General features: G+C 59.9%; 21 protein-coding genes, 1 other RNA gene and 1 pseudogene. 10 read left to right on the top strand and 13 right to left on the bottom strand.

The window, feature by feature from the left end; all coding sequences use genetic code 11:
- Positions 1-152 precede the first annotated feature (152 nt).
- Positions 153-353: pseudogene (locus DET50_RS03345) on the bottom strand (SAM-dependent methyltransferase); the annotation flags it as partial.
- Between the two features lie 185 nt (positions 354-538).
- Here DET50_RS03345 and yhbY point away from each other — a divergent pair.
- The gene (gene yhbY / locus DET50_RS03340; RefSeq protein WP_092003891.1) at positions 539-850 is read left to right on the top strand and encodes a ribosome assembly RNA-binding protein YhbY; all 312 of its coding nucleotides are present in this window, start codon (positions 539-541) and stop codon (positions 848-850) included.
- A 260-nt stretch (positions 851-1,110) separates the two neighbouring features.
- Here yhbY and greA read toward each other — a convergent pair whose 3' ends face one another.
- The 7 genes from greA to grpE all read right to left on the bottom strand — a co-directional run bounded on the left by greA (position 1,111) and on the right by grpE (position 11,044).
- Positions 1,111-1,590 (bottom strand): transcription elongation factor GreA, encoded by a 480-nt coding sequence (gene greA, locus DET50_RS03335; RefSeq protein WP_113861458.1) that lies wholly within the window; start codon positions 1,588-1,590, stop codon positions 1,111-1,113.
- 4 nt (positions 1,591-1,594) lie between these two features.
- Positions 1,595-4,813 (bottom strand): carbamoyl-phosphate synthase large subunit, encoded by a 3,219-nt coding sequence (gene carB, locus DET50_RS03330; protein WP_113861457.1) that lies wholly within the window; start codon positions 4,811-4,813, stop codon positions 1,595-1,597.
- Between the two features lie 81 nt (positions 4,814-4,894).
- A complete protein-coding gene (gene carA / locus DET50_RS03325; protein WP_175497264.1) occupies positions 4,895-6,025 on the bottom strand; it encodes a glutamine-hydrolyzing carbamoyl-phosphate synthase small subunit in 1,131 nt (376 codons plus the stop codon).
- A 362-nt stretch (positions 6,026-6,387) separates the two neighbouring features.
- On the bottom strand, positions 6,388-7,191 hold the full coding sequence (gene dapB, locus DET50_RS03320; protein WP_113861456.1) for a 4-hydroxy-tetrahydrodipicolinate reductase: 804 nt from the start codon (positions 7,189-7,191) through the stop codon (positions 6,388-6,390).
- A 28-nt stretch (positions 7,192-7,219) separates the two neighbouring features.
- Positions 7,220-8,344 carry a molecular chaperone DnaJ gene (gene dnaJ, locus DET50_RS03315; protein ID WP_113861455.1) on the bottom strand — a complete coding sequence of 375 codons (1,125 nt, stop codon included), beginning with the start codon at positions 8,342-8,344 and terminating at the stop codon, positions 7,220-7,222.
- 78 nt (positions 8,345-8,422) lie between these two features.
- On the bottom strand, positions 8,423-10,348 hold the full coding sequence (dnaK, locus tag DET50_RS03310; protein ID WP_113861454.1) for a molecular chaperone DnaK: 1,926 nt from the start codon (positions 10,346-10,348) through the stop codon (positions 8,423-8,425).
- Between the two features lie 117 nt (positions 10,349-10,465).
- On the bottom strand, positions 10,466-11,044 hold the full coding sequence (grpE, locus tag DET50_RS03305; protein WP_113861453.1) for a nucleotide exchange factor GrpE: 579 nt from the start codon (positions 11,042-11,044) through the stop codon (positions 10,466-10,468).
- A gap of 279 nt (positions 11,045-11,323) precedes the next feature.
- Here grpE and recN point away from each other — a divergent pair, with 279 nt between their 5' ends.
- Positions 11,324-13,003, top strand: a complete 1,680-nt coding sequence (gene recN, locus DET50_RS03300; protein WP_113861452.1) for a DNA repair protein RecN — start codon at positions 11,324-11,326, stop codon at positions 13,001-13,003.
- Between the two features lie 85 nt (positions 13,004-13,088).
- Here recN and fur read toward each other — a convergent pair whose 3' ends face one another.
- A complete protein-coding gene (gene fur, locus DET50_RS03295) occupies positions 13,089-13,511 on the bottom strand; it encodes a ferric iron uptake transcriptional regulator (RefSeq protein WP_113861451.1) in 423 nt (140 codons plus the stop codon).
- A 122-nt stretch (positions 13,512-13,633) separates the two neighbouring features.
- On the opposite strand from fur, the gene DET50_RS03290 reads away from it, so the two are divergent.
- The gene (locus tag DET50_RS03290) at positions 13,634-13,960 is read left to right on the top strand and encodes an outer membrane protein assembly factor BamE (RefSeq protein WP_113861450.1); all 327 of its coding nucleotides are present in this window, start codon (positions 13,634-13,636) and stop codon (positions 13,958-13,960) included.
- A 7-nt stretch (positions 13,961-13,967) separates the two neighbouring features.
- Here the strand turns inward: DET50_RS03290 and DET50_RS03285 are convergent, their stop codons facing one another.
- The 3 genes from DET50_RS03285 to DET50_RS03275 are packed head-to-tail and all read right to left on the bottom strand — an operon-like array spanning position 13,968 to position 16,344.
- Positions 13,968-14,252: an RnfH family protein gene (locus tag DET50_RS03285; protein WP_181799917.1), complete on the bottom strand. Its 285-nt coding sequence runs from the start codon at positions 14,250-14,252 to the stop codon at positions 13,968-13,970.
- Positions 14,252-14,695, bottom strand: coding sequence for a type II toxin-antitoxin system RatA family toxin (locus DET50_RS03280; RefSeq protein WP_113861449.1), 444 nt, complete (start codon positions 14,693-14,695; stop codon positions 14,252-14,254). The genes DET50_RS03285 and DET50_RS03280 overlap by 1 nt, the downstream gene beginning before the upstream one ends.
- A 29-nt stretch (positions 14,696-14,724) precedes the next feature.
- A complete protein-coding gene (locus DET50_RS03275; protein WP_113861448.1) occupies positions 14,725-16,344 on the bottom strand; it encodes a sodium-dependent transporter in 1,620 nt (539 codons plus the stop codon).
- Between DET50_RS03275 and DET50_RS03270 the strand changes: the two genes are divergently transcribed.
- The 7 genes from DET50_RS03270 (at position 16,343) to DET50_RS03240 (ending at position 20,876) form a co-directional block, all read left to right on the top strand.
- On the top strand, positions 16,343-16,525 hold the full coding sequence (locus DET50_RS03270) for a hypothetical protein (RefSeq protein ID WP_113861447.1): 183 nt from the start codon (positions 16,343-16,345) through the stop codon (positions 16,523-16,525). The genes DET50_RS03275 and DET50_RS03270 overlap by 2 nt on opposite strands.
- Positions 16,522-17,001, top strand: coding sequence for an SsrA-binding protein SmpB (gene smpB, locus DET50_RS03265; RefSeq protein ID WP_113861446.1), 480 nt, complete (start codon positions 16,522-16,524; stop codon positions 16,999-17,001). The genes DET50_RS03270 and smpB overlap by 4 nt, the downstream gene beginning before the upstream one ends.
- Before the next feature lie 140 nt (positions 17,002-17,141).
- Positions 17,142-18,560 (top strand): WS/DGAT/MGAT family O-acyltransferase, encoded by a 1,419-nt coding sequence (locus tag DET50_RS03260; protein ID WP_113861445.1) that lies wholly within the window; start codon positions 17,142-17,144, stop codon positions 18,558-18,560.
- Positions 18,561-18,633: 73 nt separating this feature from the next.
- Positions 18,634-18,998, top strand: a transfer-messenger RNA (tmRNA) gene (gene ssrA / locus DET50_RS03255).
- A 214-nt stretch (positions 18,999-19,212) separates the two neighbouring features.
- The gene (locus DET50_RS03250; RefSeq protein ID WP_113861444.1) at positions 19,213-19,458 is read left to right on the top strand and encodes a hypothetical protein; all 246 of its coding nucleotides are present in this window, start codon (positions 19,213-19,215) and stop codon (positions 19,456-19,458) included.
- 142 nt (positions 19,459-19,600) lie between these two features.
- Positions 19,601-20,257, top strand: a complete 657-nt coding sequence (locus tag DET50_RS03245; protein WP_113861443.1) for an SDR family NAD(P)-dependent oxidoreductase — start codon at positions 19,601-19,603, stop codon at positions 20,255-20,257.
- A gap of 22 nt (positions 20,258-20,279) precedes the next feature.
- The gene (locus DET50_RS03240) at positions 20,280-20,876 is read left to right on the top strand and encodes an exopolysaccharide biosynthesis protein (protein WP_113861442.1); all 597 of its coding nucleotides are present in this window, start codon (positions 20,280-20,282) and stop codon (positions 20,874-20,876) included.
- Between the two features lie 41 nt (positions 20,877-20,917).
- On the opposite strand, the gene DET50_RS03235 is transcribed toward DET50_RS03240, so the two are convergent.
- Positions 20,918-21,595: a hypothetical protein gene (locus tag DET50_RS03235; RefSeq protein WP_113861441.1), complete on the bottom strand. Its 678-nt coding sequence runs from the start codon at positions 21,593-21,595 to the stop codon at positions 20,918-20,920.
- Position 21,596 lies beyond the last annotated feature (1 nt).

The raw sequence follows: 21,596 nt of genomic DNA, 5'->3' as shown, positions 1-21,596 counted from the left end.
ACGCTCGTCCACCAGAAACGGCCCATCCGTAGCGGCCGCAGAGAGGACTGACCACCGGGGTCGACCTGAAAACGGGGGCGGGGTCCGAAGACGGGGTCAGATGAACGCTTTCATCTGACCCCAACTTCAACTTAACCTGCCCGGACCTCACATCACCCCTTGAATCCCTTCCCCACCAGGTTGATCTCAGTCGACCTCGCCCGCGGAATATCTACCGCAACCATACCACTCATATTGGGTGCCATATTGGAAATTACAACATCCGCCTGTCGGTCACCCAGCAATTCCAGCAACCTTTCGAAGACTTCATCCTCGGTAAAATCACCCTGAACGAAGTGCACACCGGCGATCGCTGGACTTGGACCGAGCCAAACCTACCTCTAAATCTTTCTGGTACAGACCGCCTGTGTCCACCGTCGATACGGGTTAACAAGCATTTGCGGGGCCGGACGATCTGTTACAATCCGCTAATTATACGATTATGCCAGCGAATAAGCCGCTGACCTTTTGTTAATTGCACCTATAAAGAGATTACATCATGAGTCTTTCACCGGAACAGCGCCGGGAATACCGGGCCATTGCCCACAACCTGAAACCCGTGATCATCGTGGGAGACAAAGGCCTGTCCGAGGGACTCCAGGAAGAACTGGAGCGCGCGCTGAACGATCACGAACTGATCAAGATCAAGGTTGCAAGCCAGGACCGTGAAGCCCGCCAGGAGGCCATCAGCGCCCTTTGCGAGGCATCCGGTGCCGAGGTGGTGCAGACCATCGGCAAGATTGCTGTCCTGCTGCGCCGGGCCAAAAAGCCGAACCCGAAGCTGTCGAACCTGCTTCGGCACAAGCACTGAGCGAAGCTCAAAAAAAGCCGGCTGCGGGGGACCGTAGCCGGCTTTTTTTGTGCTTGGGGCTTAGATTAGGGCCGGGGCTCGGGGTGAAGATGGGGTCAGATGAAGGCGTTCATCTGACCCCGGAGCTGAACCTAACCTCAAACCGGGGCCGCCAAGCTGGGGTCAGAAGAAAGCTTTCTTCTGACCCTTTTTAGAACCCCGGACTCTGATTCTGGGGTCTGATGAACGCTTTCATCTGACCCCGTTTTCAACTCACACCCTCAGATGTACTCCACCTCGGCAATCTCATACTCCACGGTGCCGGACGGCACACGGATCGCGACTACATCGCCTTCGTCCTTACCCACGAGGGCACGGGCGATCGGGGAAGAGATGGAGAGCTTACCCTTTTTGATATCGGCCTCGTCCTCGCCAACGATCTGATAGGTCACTTCCTCATCGGTGTCCACGTTCACCAGGTGCACGGTGGTGCCGAAGATGACCTTGCCGGTGTTCTCCATGGTGGTAACGTCAATCACCTGGGCAGAGCCGAGCTTGCCTTCGATTTCCTGAATCCGGCCTTCGATGAAGCCCTGCTGCTCACGGGCAGCGTGGTACTCGGCGTTTTCCTTCAGATCGCCGTGTTCGCGGGCTTCGGCAATCGCCGCAATCACCTGCGGACGATCTTCGGACTTCAGCTTTTTAAGCTCCTCGCGGAGGCGGGCTTCACCCGCCTTGGTCATGGGTACTCTGTCAGCCATAGTCTTACTTTCCTGCGTGTAGATCCTGGAGGCGACGAACAGTACGCTCCGGGCCGAACTTGATGGCCCGGCAGAAGGCTTCGCCACCCGCCAGTGTCGTTGTATAGGTCACTTTGGTCTGCAGGGCCGACTGACGGATCTGCGCCGAGTCGGAAATCGCCTTGCGACCTTCAGTAGTGTTGATAATCAGCTGCACCTTGCCGTTCTTGATGGCGTCGACGATGTGCGGACGGCCCTCACGGACCTTGTTCACCCGCTCAACCTCGATCCCGGCGGTTTCCAGCGCCTTGGCGGTACCGGTGGTGGCAATGATCTTGAAGCCGGCATCCACTAGGTCCCGGGCAACCTTGGCAGCACCGGGCTTGTCCACGTCGCGCACGGACATGAAGGCGGTGCCCTTGTCCGGCAGGCGCTCACCCACGGCCAGGGCCGCCTTGGCAAAGGCCTCGTCGAAGCTGTCACCCAGGCCCATGACCTCGCCGGTGGACTTCATCTCCGGGCCCAGGATAGGGTCAACGGCCGGGAACTTGTTGAACGGGAACACCGATTCCTTCACCGCGAAGTAGCTCGGCACGATCTCCTGGGTGAAGCCAAGCTCCTTCAGGGTCTTGCCGGACATGACCCGGGCCGCGACCGCAGCCAGGGATACGCCAATGGCCTTGGACACGAACGGCACGGTACGGGAGGCCCGCGGGTTCACCTCGATCACGTAGATCTCCCCGTCCTGCCAGGCCAGCTGCACGTTCATCAGGCCGACCACGTCCAGCTCGATGGCCATCTTCTTCACGGCATCGCGCATCTCGTCCTGAACCTGCTGGGACAGGGTATACGGCGGCAGTGAACAGGCGGAGTCACCGGAGTGAACGCCGGCCTGCTCGATGTGCTGCATGATGCCGCCGATGACCACATCCTCACCGTCACAGATGGCGTCGATGTCCACCTCGATGGCAGCATTCAGGAAGTGGTCGAGCAGCACCGGGCTGTCGTTGGAGACCAGCACCGCATTGCGCATGTAGCGCACCAGCTCTTCTTCGTCATAGACGATTTCCATGGCCCGGCCGCCCAGCACGTAGGACGGACGCACCACCAGCGGGTAACCGATTTCACGGGCCGCCAGGATGCCTTCCTCGTGGCTGCGCACAGTGGCGTTTTCCGGCTGTTTCAGGCCCAGTCGAGTGATCATCTGCTGGAACCGCTCCCGGTCCTCGGCACGGTCGATGGCGTCCGGGCTGGTACCGATGATCGGCACGCCGGCCGCTTCCAGGCCCCGGGCCAGTTTCAGCGGGGTCTGGCCGCCGTACTGGACGATCACGCCCTTGGGCTTCTCGACGTAGATGATTTCGAGCACGTCTTCCAGGGTGATCGGCTCGAAGTACAACCGGTCGGAGGTGTCGTAGTCGGTGGACACGGTCTCCGGATTGCAGTTGATCATGATGGTTTCGTAGCCGTCCTCACGCATGGCCAGGGCCGCGTGCACACAGCAGTAATCGAACTCAATGCCCTGGCCGATCCGGTTCGGCCCACCACCGATGACCACGATCTTGTCGCGGTCGCTGGCGTCAGACTCGCACTCTTCCTCATAGGTGGAATACATGTAGGCGGTGTCGGAGGCGAATTCCGCGGCACAGGTGTCCACGCGCTTGTACACCGGACGGATGTTCAGGTCGTGGCGCAGCTTGCGCAGGCTGACTTCGGAGATGCCCAGCAGCTTGGCCAGACGAGCGTCGGAGAAGCCCTTGCGCTTGAGGCGGAACAGGGTAGCCTGGTCGATATCGGCCTTGCCGGCACTTCGCAGCGCCTCTTCCTCACGGATCAGGTCTTCGATCTGCACCAGGTACCAGGGGTCCACCTTGGTGTGGGCGAACACGTCCTCGACACTCATGCCGGCACGGAAGGCATCACCGATGTACCAGACACGCTCGGCGCCCGGCACGTTTAGTTCGCGGGTCAGGGTTTCCCGGGAGTTTTCGGAATCCAGGTCCTCGAGTTTCTCGTCGAAGCCTTCGGAGCCCACTTCCAGGCCACGCAGAGCTTTCTGCAGGGATTCCTGGAAAGTGCGGCCGATGGCCATGACCTCACCCACGGATTTCATCTGGGTGGTCAGGCGGGCGTCGGCCTGGGGGAATTTCTCGAAGGTAAACCGCGGGATCTTGGTGACCACGTAGTCGATGGACGGCTCGAACGAGGCCGGGGTGACACCGCCGGTGATTTCGTTCTGCAGCTCGTCCAGGGTGTACCCCACCGCCAGTTTGGCCGCCACCTTGGCGATCGGGAAGCCGGTGGCCTTGGAGGCCAGGGCGGAGGAACGGGACACCCGCGGGTTCATCTCGATGACCACCATGCGACCGGTATCCGGGTTGATACCGAACTGGACGTTGGAGCCGCCGGTTTCCACACCGATCTCACGCAGGACCGCCAGGGAGGCGTTCCGCATGATCTGGTATTCCTTGTCGGTGAGGGTTTGGGCCGGGGCCACGGTGATGGAGTCACCGGTGTGCACGCCCATGGCATCGAAGTTCTCGATGGCGCAGACGATGATGCAGTTGTCGTTCTTGTCCCGGACAACTTCCATCTCGTACTCTTTCCAGCCGATCAGGGACTCGTCGATCAGCAGTTCGTTGGTCGGGGACAGATCCAGGCCGCGGGTACAGATTTCCTCGAACTCGTCCTTGTTGTAGGCGATACCTCCACCGGAACCACCCATGGTGAAGGACGGACGGATGATGCACGGGAAGCCAATGTCCTCGGCCACTTTCCAGGCTTCGTCCATGGAGTGGGCGATCGCCGCGCGCGGGCACTCCAGGCCAATCTTCTTCATGGCCTTGTCGAAGCGGTCCCGGTCCTCGGCCTTGTCGATGGTGTCGGCGTTGGCACCGATCATCTCGACGCCGTGCTTCTCGAGGATGCCGTGTTTTTCCAGGTCCAGGGCGCAGTTCAGTGCGGTCTGGCCGCCCATGGTGGGCAGCAGCGCGTCCGGCTGCTCTTTCTCAATGATTTTCTCGACCGTCTTCCAGGTAATGGGCTCGATGTAGGTGGCATCGGCCATGACCGGATCGGTCATGATGGTGGCCGGGTTGGAATTCACCAGGATGACCCGGTAGCCCTCTTCACGTAGGGCTTTACAGGCCTGGGCTCCGGAGTAGTCGAATTCGCACGCCTGCCCGATCACGATGGGGCCGGCGCCCAGGATCAGGATGCTTTTGATGTCTGTACGTTTTGGCATGTCTTGGTAAACCTGTCAGCAACTTTTGAATTCTTGCAGCGCAAAACGCGGCGCCTGTGAGCTTTCCGGGGCGATCCGCGGTCAGGCGGATCGCGTTTCCATCAGGCGGATAAACTCGTCAAACAGGGGCGCCACGTCGTGGGGACCGGGGCTGGCTTCCGGGTGGCCCTGGAAGCTGTAGGCCGGCTTGTCGGTCCGGCGGATGCCCTGCAGCGTGCCGTCAAACAGGGACTTGTGAGTCGCCTCAACGTTTGCGGGCAATGTTGCCTCGTCCACGGCAAAGCCGTGGTTCTGGCTGGTGATCATCACGGTGCCCTTGGCGATATCCTGCACGGGATGGTTGGCGCCGTGGTGGCCATGGCCCATTTTCATGGTCTTGGCGCCGCTGGCCAGCGCCAGCAGCTGGTGGCCGAGGCAGATGCCGAAGACCGGGATTTCGGTCTCGAGCACTTCCTGGATGGCCTTGATGGCGTAATCGCAGGGCTCGGGGTCACCGGGGCCATTGGACAGGAAGATGCCGTCCGGGTTCATGGCCAGCACTTCGGAAGCCGGGGTCTGGGCCGGCACTACGGTGATGTCGCAACCGCGGGCGGCGAGCATGCGCAGGATGTTGAGCTTTACGCCGTAATCCCAGGCCACCACCTTGAATTTCGCTTCGGTGCGCTCACCGTAGCCGGAGTCGAGGCTCCACTCGGTCTGGCTCCATTGCCAGGTTTTGTCACAGGTGACTTCCTTGGCCAGGTCCATGCCCTTGAGTCCCGGGAACGCCTTGGCCAGCTCCAGGGCGCGCTCGGCGGTGGCATTTTCGCCGGCAACGATGGCACCGTTCTGGGAACCCTTGTCCCGGAGGATGCGGGTCAAGCGACGGGTGTCAATGTCGGCAATTCCAACAATGTTGTTGCTTCGCAGGTAGTCCTGGAGGCTACCCTGGCTGCGCCAGTTGCTGGCCAGCAGGGGCAGGTCCCGGATAATGAGGCCGGCGGCCTGGATGCGGTCGGATTCGATATCCTCTTCGTTGACACCGGTGTTGCCGATGTGCGGATACGTCAGGGTGACGATCTGGCGGGAGTAGGACGGATCGGTCAGGATTTCCTGGTAGCCGGTCATGGCGGTGTTGAACACCACCTCGCCGCTGGTTTCTCCGTCAGCGCCCATGGCGGTGCCGTAGAAGAGGCTTCCGTCTGCGAGTGCAAGGATTGCTGGTGTGCTCAAGGCTTGTATCCTCATCGAGTGGCGGATAAGTTCGTCACGAACAGGAACGCAAGCGCAAATTCAGGTCGCAAAAAAGCGAGAGGGAGTAGAGACTCCGTCCCGCTTTTCATAAAACTCTTTTAGCTTCTCAAAGCTACGCTTGGTGCAGTTAAATCGCCTTATTGTAGGAAATTTGGCGCTTTCTGTCCACGAGAAATGTCTTCAATCGGGTTAGGCCGAGAGCCCGGCGGGCGCTTGGTATCTCTTTTCCGGGAACCGCTACGAGCACATCCATGTGCGCTTGTTTCAGGCCATCCCTGGCCTTCAACATTCCCGGAAAAGAGATACCAATCCCCCGCCTCCGAGCATGCAGTCAAACAACATCAACCCTTCAGATTCAGTACGTCCTGCATATCGTACAAACCTGCCGACTTACCCTTCAGCCACAACGCCGCTCGCATTGCACCCTTTGCGAACGTCATCCGACTGCTCGCCTTGTGGGTCACTTCGATGCGCTCGCCTTCGGTGGCGAACAGGACGGTGTGGTCGCCGACCACGTCGCCGGCGCGAATGGTTTCGAAGCCGATTTCCTTGCGGGTGCGTTCGCCGGTGAAGCCTTCGCGGCCGTAGACGGCGCACTCTTTCAGGTCGCGACCGAGGGCGTCGGCGACCACTTCGCCCATGCGCAGGGCGGTGCCGGAGGGCGCGTCCTTTTTGTGGCGGTGGTGGGCTTCGATGATTTCGACGTCGTAGTCGTCGCCCAGGGTTGCGGCCGCAGTGCGCAGCAGGTTGAGGACGACGTTGACGCCGACGCTCATGTTGGGCGCGAATACCACCGGGATAGATTCTGCCGCCATGGCCAGTTGCTCTTTTTCGGCGTCGGACATGCCGGTGGTGCCGATGATGAGCATCTTGCCGTTGGCTTTGCAGAATTCGGCGTTTTCCAGGGTCAGATCCGGGAAGGTGAAGTCGATGAGCACATCGAAGTCGTCCTTCGCGTCTGCCAGGCTGCCGACCATTTTCACGCCGGTTTTGCCGATGCCGCTGAGCTCGCCGGCGTCGGCGCCCACCAGGCTGCTACCCGGTTCGACCACGGCGGCACCCAGCTCCAGGCCTTCGGTGCCGTCGACGGCTTCAATCAGGACTTTGCCCATGCGCCCGGCGGCGCCGATGATTGCTACCCTCATGTTCACTTTTCCCTTGGTTGGCTCACGCTCAGAATTTCATTTCGTCGAAGAAGCTTTTCACACCCTCGAACCAGGAGGTTTTCTTCGGAGCATGATGGGTGCCGTTGCTGCCGTCCAGTGTTTGCTGGAATTCTTCCAGCAGCTCTTTCTGGCGCTTGGTGAGGTTGATCGGGGTTTCCACCACCACACGGCACAGCAGGTCGCCGGCCGGGCCACCGCGGACCGGGCTGACGCCCTTGTTGCGCAGGCGGAACAGTTTGCCGGTCTGGGTTTCGGCAGGGATCTTGAGCTTCACGCGGCCATCAAGCGTGGGCACTTCCAGTTCGCCGCCGAGGGTGGCGTCCACAATGCTAATGGGCACTTCGCAATACAGGTTGCGACCCTCGCGGGTGAAGATAGAGTGTTCACGCACGGCGATCTGGACGTACAGGTCGCCGGGAGGGCCACCGTCGACGCCCATTTCGCCTTCACCGGAGAGGCGGATGCGGTCACCGGTATCGACACCGGGCGGCACTTTGACGGAGAGGGTTTTCTCTTTCCGTACCCGGCCCTGGCCGTGGCATACCTTACACGGGTTCTTGATGATCTGGCCGGAGCCCCGGCAGGTCGGGCAGGCCTGCTGTACGGCGAAGAAGCCCTGCTGCATGCGCACCTGACCCATACCCTTACAGGTACCACAGGTCTCGACACCGGAACCCTTTTCGGCGCCACTGCCATGACAGGCTTCGCATTCTTCGTGGCCGGGAATGGTGATCTCGACGTTCTTGCCCTTGACGGCTTCTTCGAGGTCCAACTCAAGGGTGTAGCGCAGGTCGGCACCGCGGGTGTTGCGGCCGCGACCACCGCCGCCGAAGATGTCTCCGAACACATCGCCGAAGATGTCGGAGAAGCTGGCGCCACCGCCGCCGAAGCCGCCTCCGGCCTGGCCGTCAACGCCGGCGTGGCCGAACTGGTCATAGGCGGCACGCTTGCTGGAATCCGCCAGTACGTCGTAGGCTTCGCTGGCCTCTTTGAATTTATTCTCGGCGTCTTCGTCGTCCGGGTTACGGTCCGGATGGTATTTCATGGCGAGCTTTCGGTACGCCCGCTTGATGTCCTTCTCGTCCGCGTCCCGGGATACACCGAGAACTTCGTAATAATCGCGCTTGGCCATGCTATAAAACCCTGTATTTATAACGCGGAAAACGCGGGGAAGCCCCCGCGTTTTCCAACTACCTGATGTACGTCAGATTTACTTCTTGTCGTCGTCTTTGACTTCCTCGAACTCGGCGTCGACGGCGTCGTCAGCTGACTGGGACTGGGCACCTTCCTGCCCGCCAGTCTGCTGCGCCTGGTCGGCCTGATCTGCGTACATCTTCTGGGCCAGTTCGGAAGACACTTCGGTCAGCTTCTGGGTCTTGGCCTCGATATCTTCCTTGTTGGAACCTTCCAGCGCTTCCTCCAGCTCCTTGATAGAAGCTTCGATGGACTCTTTCTCGCTGTCGCTGACCTTGTCACCGGCTTCGCTCAGGGTCTTGCGCACGGCGTGAACCATGGCGTCACCCTGGTTGCGTACCTGGACCAGCTCCTCGAACTTGCGATCTTCCTCGGCATTGGCCTCGGCGTCCTGCACCATCTTCTCGATCTCGTCATCGTTCAGACCGGAAGAGGCCTTGATCACGATGGACTGCTCTTTGCCGGTGGCCTTGTCCTTCGCGGACACATTCAGGATACCGTTGGCGTCGATGTCGAAGGTCACTTCGATCTGCGGCACACCGCGCGGCGCCGGCGGGATATCTGCCAGGTCGAAGCGGCCCAGGGATTTGTTCCCGGACGCCTGCTTGCGCTCACCCTGTACCACATGGATGGTCACGGCAGTTTGATTGTCTTCCGCTGTGGAGAAGGTCTGCGACTTCTTCGTCGGGATCGTGGTGTTCTTCTCGATCAGCGGAGTCGCCACGCCACCCATGGTTTCGATACCCAGGGTCAGCGGGGTTACGTCCAGCAGCAGAACGTCTTTCACATCGCCGGAGAGTACAGCCGCCTGGATAGCAGCACCCATGGCCACGGCTTCGTCCGGGTTAACGTCCTTGCGTGCTTCTTTGCCGAAGAATTCCTTCACCTTCTCCTGTACCAGCGGCATACGGGTCTGACCACCAACCAGGATAACCTCATCAACTTCGCTCGCGCTCATGCCGGCATCTTTCAGAGCCACTTTACATGGCTCCAGGCTGCGCTGAACCAGGTCTTCGACCAGGGATTCCAGCTTGGCACGGGTCAGTTTCACGTTCATGTGCTTGGGACCAGACGCATCTGCAGTGATGTACGGCAGGTTCACGTCGGTCTGCTGGCTGCTGGACAGCTCGATCTTGGCTTTTTCGCCAGCTTCCTTCAGGCGTTGCATCGCCAGGGAATCACCACGCAGGTCGATGCCGCTGTCTTTCTTGAACTGGTCTGCCAGGTACTCGATGATCTTCAGGTCGAAGTCTTCACCACCCAGGAAGGTGTCACCGTTGGTAGCCAGCACTTCGAACTGGTGCTCACCGTCCACGTCGGCGATTTCGATGATGGACAGGTCAAAGGTACCACCACCCAGGTCATAGACTGCGACAGTGCGGTCGCCGCTCTTCTTGTCCAGGCCATAGGCCAGGGCCGCTGCGGTCGGCTCGTTGATGATCCGCTTCACTTCCAGACCGGCGATCTTGCCGGCGTCCTTGGTGGCCTGGCGCTGGCTGTCGTTGAAGTAGGCCGGCACGGTGATAACCGCTTCGGTCACTTTCTCGCCCAGGTAGTCTTCTGCAGTCTTCTTCATCTTCTTCAGAACTTCTGCAGACACCTGCGGCGGCGCCATCTTCTGGCCCTTCACTTCAACCCAGGCGTCGCCATTGTCGGCCTTGGTGATCTTGTAGGGCACCATCTTGATGTCCTTCTGGACCACGTCGTCCTCAAAGCGACGACCGATCAGACGCTTGATGGCGTACAGGGTGTTGTTCGGGTTGGTTACCGCCTGACGCTTGGCAGACTGGCCAACCAGGGTTTCACCATCATCGGTGTAGGCAATGATGGACGGGGTGGTGCGATCACCCTCGGCGTTCTCGATTACCTTTACCTTGTCACCATCCATGATGGCCACACAGGAGTTTGTGGTTCCCAGGTCGATACCAATAATCTTGCTCATCGAATCACTCCAAATCTTCTGAATGCTTTCCCGGAGTATGTCGCCCCCGGCTTCTCGCTATTTACTCGCTATATTGGCGCTTTAATCGGCTTTTCAAGCCTGCCGGCGAATTTTTCGTTACTCGGCCTTGGCCACAATGACCATCGCCGGACGCACCACACGGCCGTTGAGCAGGTAACCCTTCTGTACAACATTGACCACACTGTTGGGCTCGGCATCCGGCGCCGGCACCATGGACATGGCTTCGTGCTGCTGCGGATCAAACGGCTCACCCACCGGGTTCAGCTGCTCGACATTGAATTTCGCCAGGCTCTTGAGGAACAGGTCGAGGGTCATTTCCACACCCTCGCGGATGGAAGCCACCAGCTCACCGGAGTTTTCCTGGCCTTCGGTGCTTTCCACCGCTTTCTCCAGACTGTCAGCCACCGGCAGCAGCTCCTTCACGAACTTCTCGAGAGCGAACTTGTGGGCCTTTTCCACGTCGATCTCGGAGCGGCGACGCACATTCTGCATTTCCGCCTGGGTGCGCAGCATCTGGTCCTTGAGCTCCTGGACCTGGGCGCTGAGCGCTTCCACCTCGGAAACCTCCTCGCCTTCCGGGTCGGATTCCCCGGCTGCCTGCGCTTCCTCGGCGGCCGCCTCGGTCGCTTCCTTCAGTTCCTCTGCCTGTTCGTTGCGGTTCTCGTCAGTGCTCATGACTTCTCCTGCTAGATCTCCAGCGGCCTGACAACACGGCCGATTGAAATGTGCTCCCGGCCGAAGCGAGCCGGAAAACTGTATTTGCGAACGGATATGGGGCCCACTCGGCCGGTTTCAACCATTTTGCTCCGTATTCGTTAAGAAATTCCCGCCGGTCAGTTTGCAAACAGGAAAAACCCTGTATATATTCACAGTCACTGTATGTAAAACCAGTATTCCAGACAGGCACCGCCGAGCACTCAACAACGGATTCTGAATCGGGAGCGGAGGTTATCCATGCTCACACAACTTACGGTTTCCAATTACGCCATTGCCGAAAGAGTGGAACTCCAGTTCAACAAGGGCATGACGGCACTGACCGGGGAGACCGGTGCGGGCAAGTCCATCGTCCTTGATGCTCTCGGACTGGCTATGGGCGGACGCGCGGATGCCGGGGCGGTCCGTCATGGCGCCAAGCGGGCGGATATCACCGCCACCTTCGACGTCAGCGACATTCCCGAAGCCGTGGAGTGGCTGGACCAGCACGAGCTGGACGATGACAACGACTGCATCCTGCGCCGGGTAATCAGCAAGGACGGCCGCTCCCGCGCCTATATCAACGGCCAGCCCTGCCCCTTGGCACACCTGAAGGAACTCGGCGGTCTGCTGATGGATATCCACAGCCAGCACCAGCATCAGTCCCTGCTGCGCAAGGAAACCCACCGCAAACTGCTCGACGAGTTCGCCGGCATCGAAACCCTGGCCACCGATACCCGGACGGCCTGGAAAGCCTGGCACCAGACCCGACAGCGCCTGACCGAGCGGCAACAGAACGCTGATGAAGCCGAAGCCCGGCTACAACTGCTGCGCTACCAGGTGGAAGAACTGGACCGGCTGGCCCTCGAAGACGGCGAACAGGACGCCCTGGAACAGGAACAGGCGCAGCTGAGCCAGGCGGATTCGGTGCTGCACAGCAGCCACCAGGCCGCCCTGCTCTGTACCGAGGAGGAAACCAGTGCCTCGGACCTGATCCGCCAGGCCCTGCAACAACTGGAACAGCTGCCGGTGGAGGTGCCCGCCCTGGCGGACACCATCCAGATGCTGAACGAGGCCCAGATCCAGGTGTCCGAAGCCGGCGACAACCTGCGCAGGTTTGTGGAGGATTACGAAGCAGACCCGGCCCGCCTCGCCGAGGTGGAGGAACGCCTGAGCGCCATCTACCAGATGGCTCGCAAACACCGCATCACCCCGGAAGAGTTGCCAGAACTGCACGAGCGCCTGAGTAGCGAGCTGGCCGAACTCGACGGTGGCGAAGGCAGCCTCGAGCAACTGGAATCGGAACTGGAGAAACAACGCGCCAGCTTTGACGAACTGGCCAGCCAGCTCACCGAAGCCCGGCAGAGGGCCGCCGTGGAGCTGGATCAGCGCATTGCCGAAGAACTGGCCCAGCTGAGTATGCCGTCAGTACAGTTCGTCACCCACCTGAACCGCAACAGTGACGAACAACCTGCACCCCACGGCATGGAAGACATCGAATTCCTGGTAAGCGCCAACCCGGGGCAGCCGGCACGGTCCCTGGCCAAGGTAGCCTCCGGTGGTGAACTGTCCCGGATCAGCCTGGCTATCCAGGTGGTGGTCGCCCAGACCTCAACCACGCCCACCCTGGTGTTTGACGAAGTGGATGTCGGCATCGGTGGTGGCACCGCGGAAGTGGTCGGCAAGCTGCTACGCAGCCTTGGCAGCAGCGGCCAGGTGCTGTGCGTAACCCACTTGCCCCAGGTGGCAGCGCAGTGCCATCAGCACCTGTTTGTCAGCAAATTTACGGAAAAAGACGCGACCTTCTCGAAAATCGAGGCACTCGATGACAAGGGAAGAATCAGTGAAGTGGCGAGAATGCTGGGCGGTGTGGACATGACCGAGCAGACCATTGCCCACGCCCGGGAGATGTTTTCCAAGGGGCAGGCGACCCACCACTGACGGCGAACCAGAACCTCTACCCCTCTCGATCCTGAGAGCTGTTTGGGGCAGGCTGATACACCTGCCCCTTTTTTTCGTCCGCTACTTATTCGCCTTCTTTGGCCTTGATCGGCTTCACATAGAGAATCAGGCTGTGATCCACGATCTCATAGCCATGTTCTTTGGCGATCTTCTGCTGGCGCTCCTCGATCACCTCGTCCACGAACTCGATGACTTCACCCGTTTGGGTGCACACCATGTGGTCGTGATGATCATCGCCCGCCATCTCGAAGACCGCATGACCGCCTTCGAAGTTGTGCCGCAGTACCAGGCCAGCCGCCTCGAACTGGGTCAGCACCCGGTAGACGGTTGCCAGCCCCACGTCATCTCCCTGCTCAAGCAGCTTCTTGTACACGTCTTCGGCACTCAGGTGGTGCTCTTCTGCCTTCTCCAGAATATTGAAGATCTTGACCCGTGGCAGAGTGACCTTCAGACCGACTTTTCGTAATTCGGCGTTTTCAGATGACATGTTACTATTCGCTCTTTGGTGTGCCTCACGGCTTCCGGTATGATGAAGCCGCCATTTAACGGTCAACCCGTGTCACACCTGCCTCTGGCAGGCGATTTCAAGATAGAGGATTTCCCCCGGCGATGCAAAAGCTCACAGCTCTCATTCTCACTCTCTTTATGACCGGATGTGTGTTTCCCGGCGTGTACAAGATCAATGTGCAGCAGGGCAACATTGTGACCGATGAAGAGCTGACTTCACTGAACGCCGGCATGCCGCGGAGCCAGGTCCACGCGCTGCTTGGCACACCGCTGACAATCAACCCGGTGGACCTCTCCCGGGAATACTACGTCTACACATTCCAGCGAAGGGGCGGCGACATCCGGGAGCAACGCATCATCGTCTACTATGACGGTGATAGCTTTTCCCATTATGAAGCCAAGCTGCTTGAGGAAACCCCCGCCTACTGAATCTCGTTCAGGCGCTCTTCTTCTTTGCCCGATTCAGGCGCGCCTGCTTCGGGTCTATTTTCAGGGGCCGGTAAATCTCCACACGGTCGCCTTCACGCAATTCATGGGCGCCCGGATCCTTGATCACCTTGCCAAAGATACCCATGTCAGTTGAATCCGGATCCACCTCCGGAAAAATGTCGGCAATCCCGGAGAGTTTCACCGCCTCCAGCGCGGTCGTGCCTTCCGGCACCGTCACCGGCACGATTTCCTGCTTGTCCGGACGAGCGTAGGCCACTTCTACCTGAATCATCAGTTTCCTCCCCGATACAGTTCGTCGGCCCGGCGGCAAAATGCATCCACCATGGTATTGGCAGCCTGGGAGAATACCGGCCCGAACGTCATCCGGGACAGGGAACCGGAGAATTCGAACTCCAGGGTCAGGATGACCTTGCAGGCATTGTCGTCCAGCGCCTTGAAATGCCAGCGACCGGTCAGATTCTGGAACGGCCCGTCCACCAGGTTCATCTCGATGGCTTCGGGCATCAGCAGCTGGTTGCGCGTGGTCAGCCGGTGGCGGATACCGCCCTTGGCGATTTCCAGGGAGGCCGTCACCTGTTCCTCGCCCCGGTCGTGGACCTCGGCCCCGGCACACCAGGGCAGGAACTCGGGATAGCGGGCAATATCATTGACCAGATGGAACATGCGTTCAGCGGAGTGCATGACAAGTGCGGTTTTATCAATCTGATGGGCCATGGGCTCCTCAGTAAAAAGTACAGCCTGAATCAGACGCTATGATAAAGGATCTCGTCCTCTTTGGGGGCATTTTCAGGCTGATCCACCGGTTCAGAACCGGCTTTCTCATCCCCGCCGGCAGATTCCGGCTCTTCAGAACGAACCTCGCTGCCCTGCCCCGAAGAAACCGACGGCCCGGAGTCAGCTCCTTCCGAGCCATCCGGTGCAATTTCCAGCACAAGCGGTGCGGGACGCTCACACCAGAGCGCAGCACCGCCATTCTCACACAGGTTATTGAGGGAGAAAGCGGTGTACATGATGCCAACGTAGGCCACCACCACGGGCAACACGGCACGCATATCCCAGTACCAGACCCGGGCAAACAGACCCGGCGTCCGGCCGATCAGCTGGTGCGCCAGCCGTCGGGTCAGGCACCAGCCAGTGAACAGGGCAATGAGGATCGCCACCAGGGGAATCAGCAGGCCGCCGGTGAACACCTCCAGCCAACGGAACAGGGTCGCACCGTAAAGGCGGTATTCCGCCCAGATGTTGAAAGACAGCAACGTCACCAGCCCCGCCGCCCAGACCAGCAGCCCCACCAGCACCACCGAGATACCCCTTGGTGCCCCGGTCCACCCCCGCAACCAGCCGACCACCGGTTCCAGTAACGCCAGCGAAGTGGTCCAGACGATCATCACCACGAGCAGGAACGCGCAGGCAATGATCAGCTGGCTACCGGGGAACTGCGCCAGGGAGACCGGCAGGGAGACGAACAGCAGACTGAAGCCCCGCTCGCCGTCAAAGTCCGTGCCTCCGTTGGCGACAGCAAAGATCATCAGGCCGGCCAGGATGGCGACCAGGGTATCCATCAATACGACGGCTAGAATCGACCGCTTGAAGCGTGTATCAGGCGTGGTGTAGGTGCCGAGAACCGTCCATACCCCCATCCCCAGCCCCAGGGTATAGAAGGCGTGGAAAAGCGCCGCTTTGACGCTCCCCAAGGAAACGTCCTCCGGGCGCATTTCCAGGATGTGGGCAAATGCACCTTCGACCCGGCCCTGCCAGGCCGCCAGCCCGAACAGCGCCAGCATCAGCACCAGGGCGCCCGGCACCACCACCCGCATGGTTCGCTCCAGCCCCCGTGCCACGCCCTGAACGGAAACCCAGAGCACCAGCAGCAGGAAGAACCCGTGCCAGGCCATGAAGTAGCGGTACTGCCCGGGGTCCGACACCAGCCCTGAGAGTACAGAAGCCGCCTCCGCCTCACGACCGGAGGACAACCGCCCCATAGCCCCGAAGAACACGTACGCCAGGGCAATCGATCCGAACACCGCGGTATAGGAGAGCACCACAAACGCCGCCAGCACACTCAACCGACCGGCCAGCATCCAGCCGCGGGAGCACCGCGTGCTGCGGATAAGCCCATCCATGGCCAGGACAATACCGTGGCGGGAATAACGCCCCAGGGCGGACTCGGTCACCATCAGTGGCAGAGTGACCAGAAGGAGACAGGCGAGATAGATCAGCACGAACAGGCCACCGCCATGGAGGCTGGCGAGGTAGGGAAACTGCCACAGGTTGGCCAGCCCCACCGTTGCGCCCACGGAGGCCCAGAAGAATGTGGATTTACGGGTGAAGGCCCCGTTGGCTGTCTGGTACGGCGTCGACATGCATTTTCCTGAAAATATCTGCGTCGCCATTGTAGCTGATGCGGGCAAAGTCGCACGCCTGATCGGTCACGATTACGGCGATTTCGTGACCGGTCTGGCAGTCCTGGGCTACAATGCGCGTTTTGCCGGGGCAAGCCCGGCCGTTCGTTCATTTATCCGAACCCGGATCACTGATTCATGAGCAAGAAGAAACCCGGAACGCCGAGCAATACTATTGCGCTTAACAAGAAGGCGAAGCACGAATATCACATCGAGGAACGCTTTGAGGCGGGTCTCGCCCTGCTGGGCTGGGAAGTAAAGTCACTGCGCGCCGGCAAGGCACAGCTGGTGGACGCCTATGTCCTGCTCAAGGACGGCGAGGCCTGGTTGCTCGGCGCACACATCACCCCGCTGATTGCGGCATCCACCCACGTTATCGCAGACCCGACGCGTACCCGCAAGCTCCTGCTCCACGCCAAGGAGATTGCCAAGATCGTTGGCAAGGTCAACCAGGCCGGTTACACCTGCATTCCGCTGGCTCTCTACTGGAAAAACAACAAGGTGAAGTGCGAGATTGCACTGGTGAAAGGCAAGAAGCTATTCGATAAGCGCGCTACCGAGAAGGAGCGGGACTGGAACCGCCAGAAGCAGCGCATCCTGCGCGAAGCCAACGTCTGATACAGCTCCCCCTCGATTAACAAATACCTGACGCCGGTCATGGCCGGCGCCGACGGGTATGTCGCATACTTGCTCTCTTTGTTCAGAAATCCAACAGGCCTATACTCGGGAATTCCGGTGCATGGCAAAGGGAGCCGCTTATGTCACCCAAACAGACGCCCATGTCCTCCGTAGACCGCGCGTGGCTGCGCATGGACACCCCCCAGAACCCCATGATGATCTGCGGGGTATGGGCACTGGAACGGCCGGTTTCAATGAGCCGGCTTCGGCAAACGCTTGAAGAGCGATTCCTGTGCTTCAACCGGTTCCGGCAACGGGTCATAGACACCGGAGACCGGGCTTACTGGCAGGACGATCCGCTGTTCGACCTGGACAACCACCTGCACCGTATTGCACTGCCCGGCAAAGCGGACAAAGCCGAGCTCCAGAAGCTGGTCAGTGACATGAACAGCACCTCCCTGGATTTCCGGCAACCGCTCTGGCAAATGCACTACATCGACAATTACGGCGAAGGTGGCGCACTGCTGATTCGCATTCACCATTGCATCGCCGATGGCATCTCGCTGGTGCGGGTGATGCTGTCACTGACCGATAAAACGCCGGAACCCAGGCTGGGCAAAGTGACCCGCAAGCGTCGCTCCAAACCCCGCCAGAGATCGGCCGTCCAGAACTTCCTGAACCGTGCCGTGGACAGCGCGCAAACGGCGACCAATCAGGCAAGACTGTTCATTCAATCTGTTCGCGAAGAGCCCAACTACCCCCTGAAGCTGGCGTCCACCGCCAGCGGCGTCGCCTTTGATTTGCTCAAGCTTGGTCTGGCCCCTGTAGAGCCCAAAACCGGATTGAAGGAACCGCTTTCCGGACGCAAGCAGGTGGCCTGGGCGGACCCTCTCGATCTTGCAGAAGTGAAAGCCTGCGCCAAGGCCCTCGGCGGCACCATCAACGATGCCCTGCTCTGCACGGTCACCGGGGCCTTACAGCGGCATTTTGCAGCCCATAAGGAGACGATCCCCGAGTGCGGAATTCGCGTGGCCGTGCCGTTCAACCTGCGGCCTCTCGATCAGCCCATAGAAACCCTTGGCAACAAGTTCGGCCTGGTACTGGTCACGTTGCCAGTAGAAGTAATGGACCCTCTCCTGTGCTTCCGCCAGGTACAGGAGAACATGAACCGCCTCAAGCGCTCCTATCAGGCCCAGGTTACCTACAGCCTGCTTGATATCTTCGGTCGGGGCCCCGATGTTATCGAACGAAGGGCTCTGGATCTGCTCAGTAACAAGGCCTCCGCCGTGCTGACCAACGTGCCCGGACCGAAAGAGCCCCTGTACCTGGCGGGCAGCAAGCTGACCCAGCCCATGTTCTGGGTGCCCCAGAGCGGCACCATCGGTATCGGCATGAGCATCCTCAGCTATGCCGGCACCGTGCAATTCGGCATCACCGTGGACAAGGCGATTCACGCTGATCCGGATGCCGTAATGGATTATTTCCGGGAGAGCTTCCAGGCTCTGAGCCACGCGGCTCTGGCCGGACGGCCGGAGGCGGTGCAGCGCCAAGCAAGCTGAGCAGGGGTAGGTATAAATAGCGCAATTAACCCTTGAAGTCCGGTATTCCGGACACATATACTGAGATAACTAAGGGGACGACATGGCTTCGACGCCGGTGGCGAACCCTTGAGTGCATGTCGAGATGGCAGCCAATCTCGTTAATCCAAAGCTGCAACGCAATAGTCGCAAACGACGAAAACTACGCACTAGCAGCGTAAGCTGCTAGTCGTCCTGACCGGGTCGCCCGTAGCCCGGAAGCAACATCTCAGGACGTCATCGCTTACGGGATGCTCCGTTACCCAGAGTTCACTGGTTAACGGCTAAGATTTAAAGAACTCGGTTCTTGCACCCTGGCTCTCGGGTCGCTTGAACTTAAATCAATAGAGAGACGCTAAACATGTAGACCTCAAGGCTGAGTACTGGCGGACGCGGGTTCAATTCCCGCCGTCTCCACCAAACACCCAAAAGGCTCCCGACCCGGGAGCCTTTTTCATTTCTACCCCACAATCCAATCACCACGCATTGTTTAAAATTTGCACACCACCTTTTCCTGTGCTTCTATTTTTCTGAATGATCGATTTCGTTGTTCGACCTTTCGAACCCACCGCCTGCACAGGGAGCCTTCGTGCATCGCGATGTCGCATTGACGTTACATGGAGTTGATTCTGTTATGGCTTACGAAACGATTGATGGTCAGAAGTACGAGAAGGAACTGCTGGACCTGGCCCGCAAGCACACTACGGGGCGCGGGGAAGGCAAGCTTTCCAAGGATGAGGTGGCCGAGTTGTTCAAATCGGCGCAGGACGGGCCCGGGGTCACCGAGACCGAGAAGAATACCCTTGCCTATATTCGCAATGCCTTTGAATTCACGGATGCAGCCGCGGCGGATTTTGATGCGGCCTTTGCCAAGCTCTAGCCATTCGTTCGAAAGGCTCTCAGCGTTGGGAGCCTTACCCTGCCCCACAACTGTAGCCTCTGACCACTTCCCCTGACCTGACCAAGCTGGTATTGCTAGGCCTCACGCATATCCGTATCTACCAAGCCAAAAGGTCTTCGTCATGACAATTCTCATCACAGGCGCCAACCGGGGCATCGGCCAGGCATTAGCCGGGCAATGGCGCGATGCCGGGCAGACAGTGATTGCAACAGCCCGAAGCGCGCCTGGCATGGAGCCTCTGGACGTTACTGATCCGGCCAGTATCGAGGCGCTCGCCAAACGGCTTGATGGACAGCCGATCTCGACCCTGGTCTGCAACGCCGGCGTTTCGCTGGACAAGTTCGATGAACTGGAAACCGGTTATGCCGCCGAGGACTGGGCGCAGACCTTCGCGGTCAATGTCACCGGGGTTTTTCTGGTGGTTCAGGCGTTGCTGGCCAATCTGAGAGCCAGTAAAGATGCTGGTGAAAACCCAAGGATCGCGATCATCGCCAGCAAGATGGGCTCGCAGCAATCGCCCGCTGGCAACCGGTTCATTTATCGTGCCTCCAAGGCCGCGGCCATCAATCTCGGGCGCAATCTTGCCGTGAACCTTGAGAGCGAGGGCATTGCCGTGGGTATCTACCATCCGGGATGGATTGCCACGGATATGGGTGGCGAGTCGGCGGATCTGACCCTTGAGGATGCGGTACCAGGCTTGCGTAAGCAGATTGACGGGCTGACCTTGTCCGAAACCGGTTGTTTCAGGGACTGGGAAGGCCGGGATTGCGAATTCTGAGTACCGGAGGACACCACACCCCATGAACCAGCCGGACGATCCGGAAAACCTCGAGCAATTGCTGGACCGCCTGCGCACCCACACCGATGGCCAGACCGAGGTATCAGTGGCAAACATACTGACGGCGGTCGGGGAACGCTCCTTCGGCCCCGTCACGCTGGCAGCAGGACTGATCGTGATTGCGCCGCTGATCGGCGACATTCCGGGTGTGCCCACCCTGCTCGGGCTTCTGGTACTGCTGACACTGGGCCAGCTGATGTTCCGGCGGCACTCCATCTGGCTCCCATCAACGCTGCTGAACCGCAGGGTCAGGCGGGACAAGCTGATCAAAGGTCTCGACTGGATGGAGAAACCGGCCCGCTACCTGGACCAGTACACCAGGCCGCGCCTGGTGTGGCTCACCCGGGGCCCGGGGCAATATCTGATGGCCCTGATGTGTGTGTCGGTGGCATTGGCCATGCCGGCCATGGAGGTGGTGCCATTCAGTGCCAATGGTGGTGGGCTGGCGCTGATGGCGTTCGGGTTGGCGATGATAGCGCGGGACGGGTTGCTGGCCTTGTTCGCGACGACGGTCACCCTGGGGACCTTCTGGTTTGTGGTGTCCGGGTTGATGGGGTGACAGCGGCGGTCCCTGCCCCCATCACCAACGCCACTCTCCGATTACATCGAAAACCAGTTGCGCTTGATCTGCTCGTAATCGTCGTTTCCGATAACTCCGGCCTCTGCTAGCCGGCGCATTTCCGCGACAGCCAGGGGAATCCGCCGCTTGCCCTCGGGCAGCTGCCGCTGGCCACGGAGTATGCCTTCCCGGAGCTCGGTCAGGAACAGGTCCACCCGCTCGCGGCTCGGGGTGCGGGCGTCGATGGTGAATAACACCACATCGCTGTTGAGGGCCCGGAACTCAAAGACATGTCGGGTAGTGCGAACGGCGAGCGACATGAAGATAACAGCCAGCACCAGCGGCGCGATCAGCCAGGGCAACGGTGCCGGGAAGACCGAATACAGGGCCGCCGGTACGGTCATGCAGATGGCGCCGGCGAGCCAGAGGCCAAGCCGGTAATCCCGGATCTCCCTGGGTTCCTCCTGGACAAAGGTCAGATCAATGACCTGCTCCGGCAGGTCTTTCTTGCGCCGGTTGGTCTGGATCAGCAGGTAATGGCTGCTGAACCGCGTAAACAGTGTGCTGGTTTTCGCGGATACCCGGGTCTGGCGCAGCCGGCGGTCAATCCGCCAGCTGTCCCGGGGCGGGACGCTCCAGCCGTCCCGTTCCATTTCAAGGTCTGGCACGCTCCATCGATCCAGTTCAATTACATCCTCCTGGGTCACAGCAATGGTCACG

It is taken from the genome of Marinobacter pelagius (genome assembly GCF_003315345.1).
Classification (GTDB): domain Bacteria; phylum Pseudomonadota; class Gammaproteobacteria; order Pseudomonadales; family Oleiphilaceae; genus Marinobacter; species Marinobacter pelagius_A.
The sequence above is the reverse complement of the archived record's forward strand: the minus strand, read 5'-3'. Positions and strand labels throughout refer to the sequence as shown.

Bases quoted from the DNA above. Each gene is read 5' to 3' on its own strand.
- dapB (WP_113861456.1), bottom strand. From the start codon at position 7,191: ATGAGGGTAGCAATCATCGGCGCCGCCGGGCGCATGGGCAAAGTCCTG.
- fur (WP_113861451.1), bottom strand. From the start codon at position 13,511: ATGTCATCTGAAAACGCCGAATTACGAAAAGTCGGTCTGAAGGTCACT.
- recN (WP_113861452.1), top strand. From the start codon at position 11,324: ATGCTCACACAACTTACGGTTTCCAATTACGCCATTGCCGAAAGAGTG.
- DET50_RS03270 (WP_113861447.1), top strand. From the start codon at position 16,343: ATGCATTTTCCTGAAAATATCTGCGTCGCCATTGTAGCTGATGCGGGC.
- DET50_RS03260 (WP_113861445.1), top strand. From the start codon at position 17,142: ATGTCACCCAAACAGACGCCCATGTCCTCCGTAGACCGCGCGTGGCTG.
- carB (WP_113861457.1), bottom strand. From the start codon at position 4,813: ATGCCAAAACGTACAGACATCAAAAGCATCCTGATCCTGGGCGCCGGC.
- DET50_RS03245 (WP_113861443.1), top strand. From the start codon at position 19,601: ATGACAATTCTCATCACAGGCGCCAACCGGGGCATCGGCCAGGCATTA.
- dnaJ (WP_113861455.1), bottom strand. From the start codon at position 8,344: ATGGCCAAGCGCGATTATTACGAAGTTCTCGGTGTATCCCGGGACGCG.
- greA (WP_113861458.1), bottom strand. From the start codon at position 1,590: ATGGCTGACAGAGTACCCATGACCAAGGCGGGTGAAGCCCGCCTCCGC.
- dnaK (WP_113861454.1), bottom strand. From the start codon at position 10,348: ATGAGCAAGATTATTGGTATCGACCTGGGAACCACAAACTCCTGTGTG.
- yhbY (WP_092003891.1), top strand. From the start codon at position 539: ATGAGTCTTTCACCGGAACAGCGCCGGGAATACCGGGCCATTGCCCAC.
- smpB (WP_113861446.1), top strand. From the start codon at position 16,522: ATGAGCAAGAAGAAACCCGGAACGCCGAGCAATACTATTGCGCTTAAC.
- DET50_RS03275 (WP_113861448.1), bottom strand. From the start codon at position 16,344: ATGTCGACGCCGTACCAGACAGCCAACGGGGCCTTCACCCGTAAATCC.
- DET50_RS03285 (WP_181799917.1), bottom strand. From the start codon at position 14,252: ATGATTCAGGTAGAAGTGGCCTACGCTCGTCCGGACAAGCAGGAAATC.
- DET50_RS03250 (WP_113861444.1), top strand. From the start codon at position 19,213: ATGGCTTACGAAACGATTGATGGTCAGAAGTACGAGAAGGAACTGCTG.
- DET50_RS03240 (WP_113861442.1), top strand. From the start codon at position 20,280: ATGAACCAGCCGGACGATCCGGAAAACCTCGAGCAATTGCTGGACCGC.
- DET50_RS03280 (WP_113861449.1), bottom strand. From the start codon at position 14,695: ATGGCCCATCAGATTGATAAAACCGCACTTGTCATGCACTCCGCTGAA.
- DET50_RS03290 (WP_113861450.1), top strand. From the start codon at position 13,634: ATGCAAAAGCTCACAGCTCTCATTCTCACTCTCTTTATGACCGGATGT.
- grpE (WP_113861453.1), bottom strand. From the start codon at position 11,044: ATGAGCACTGACGAGAACCGCAACGAACAGGCAGAGGAACTGAAGGAA.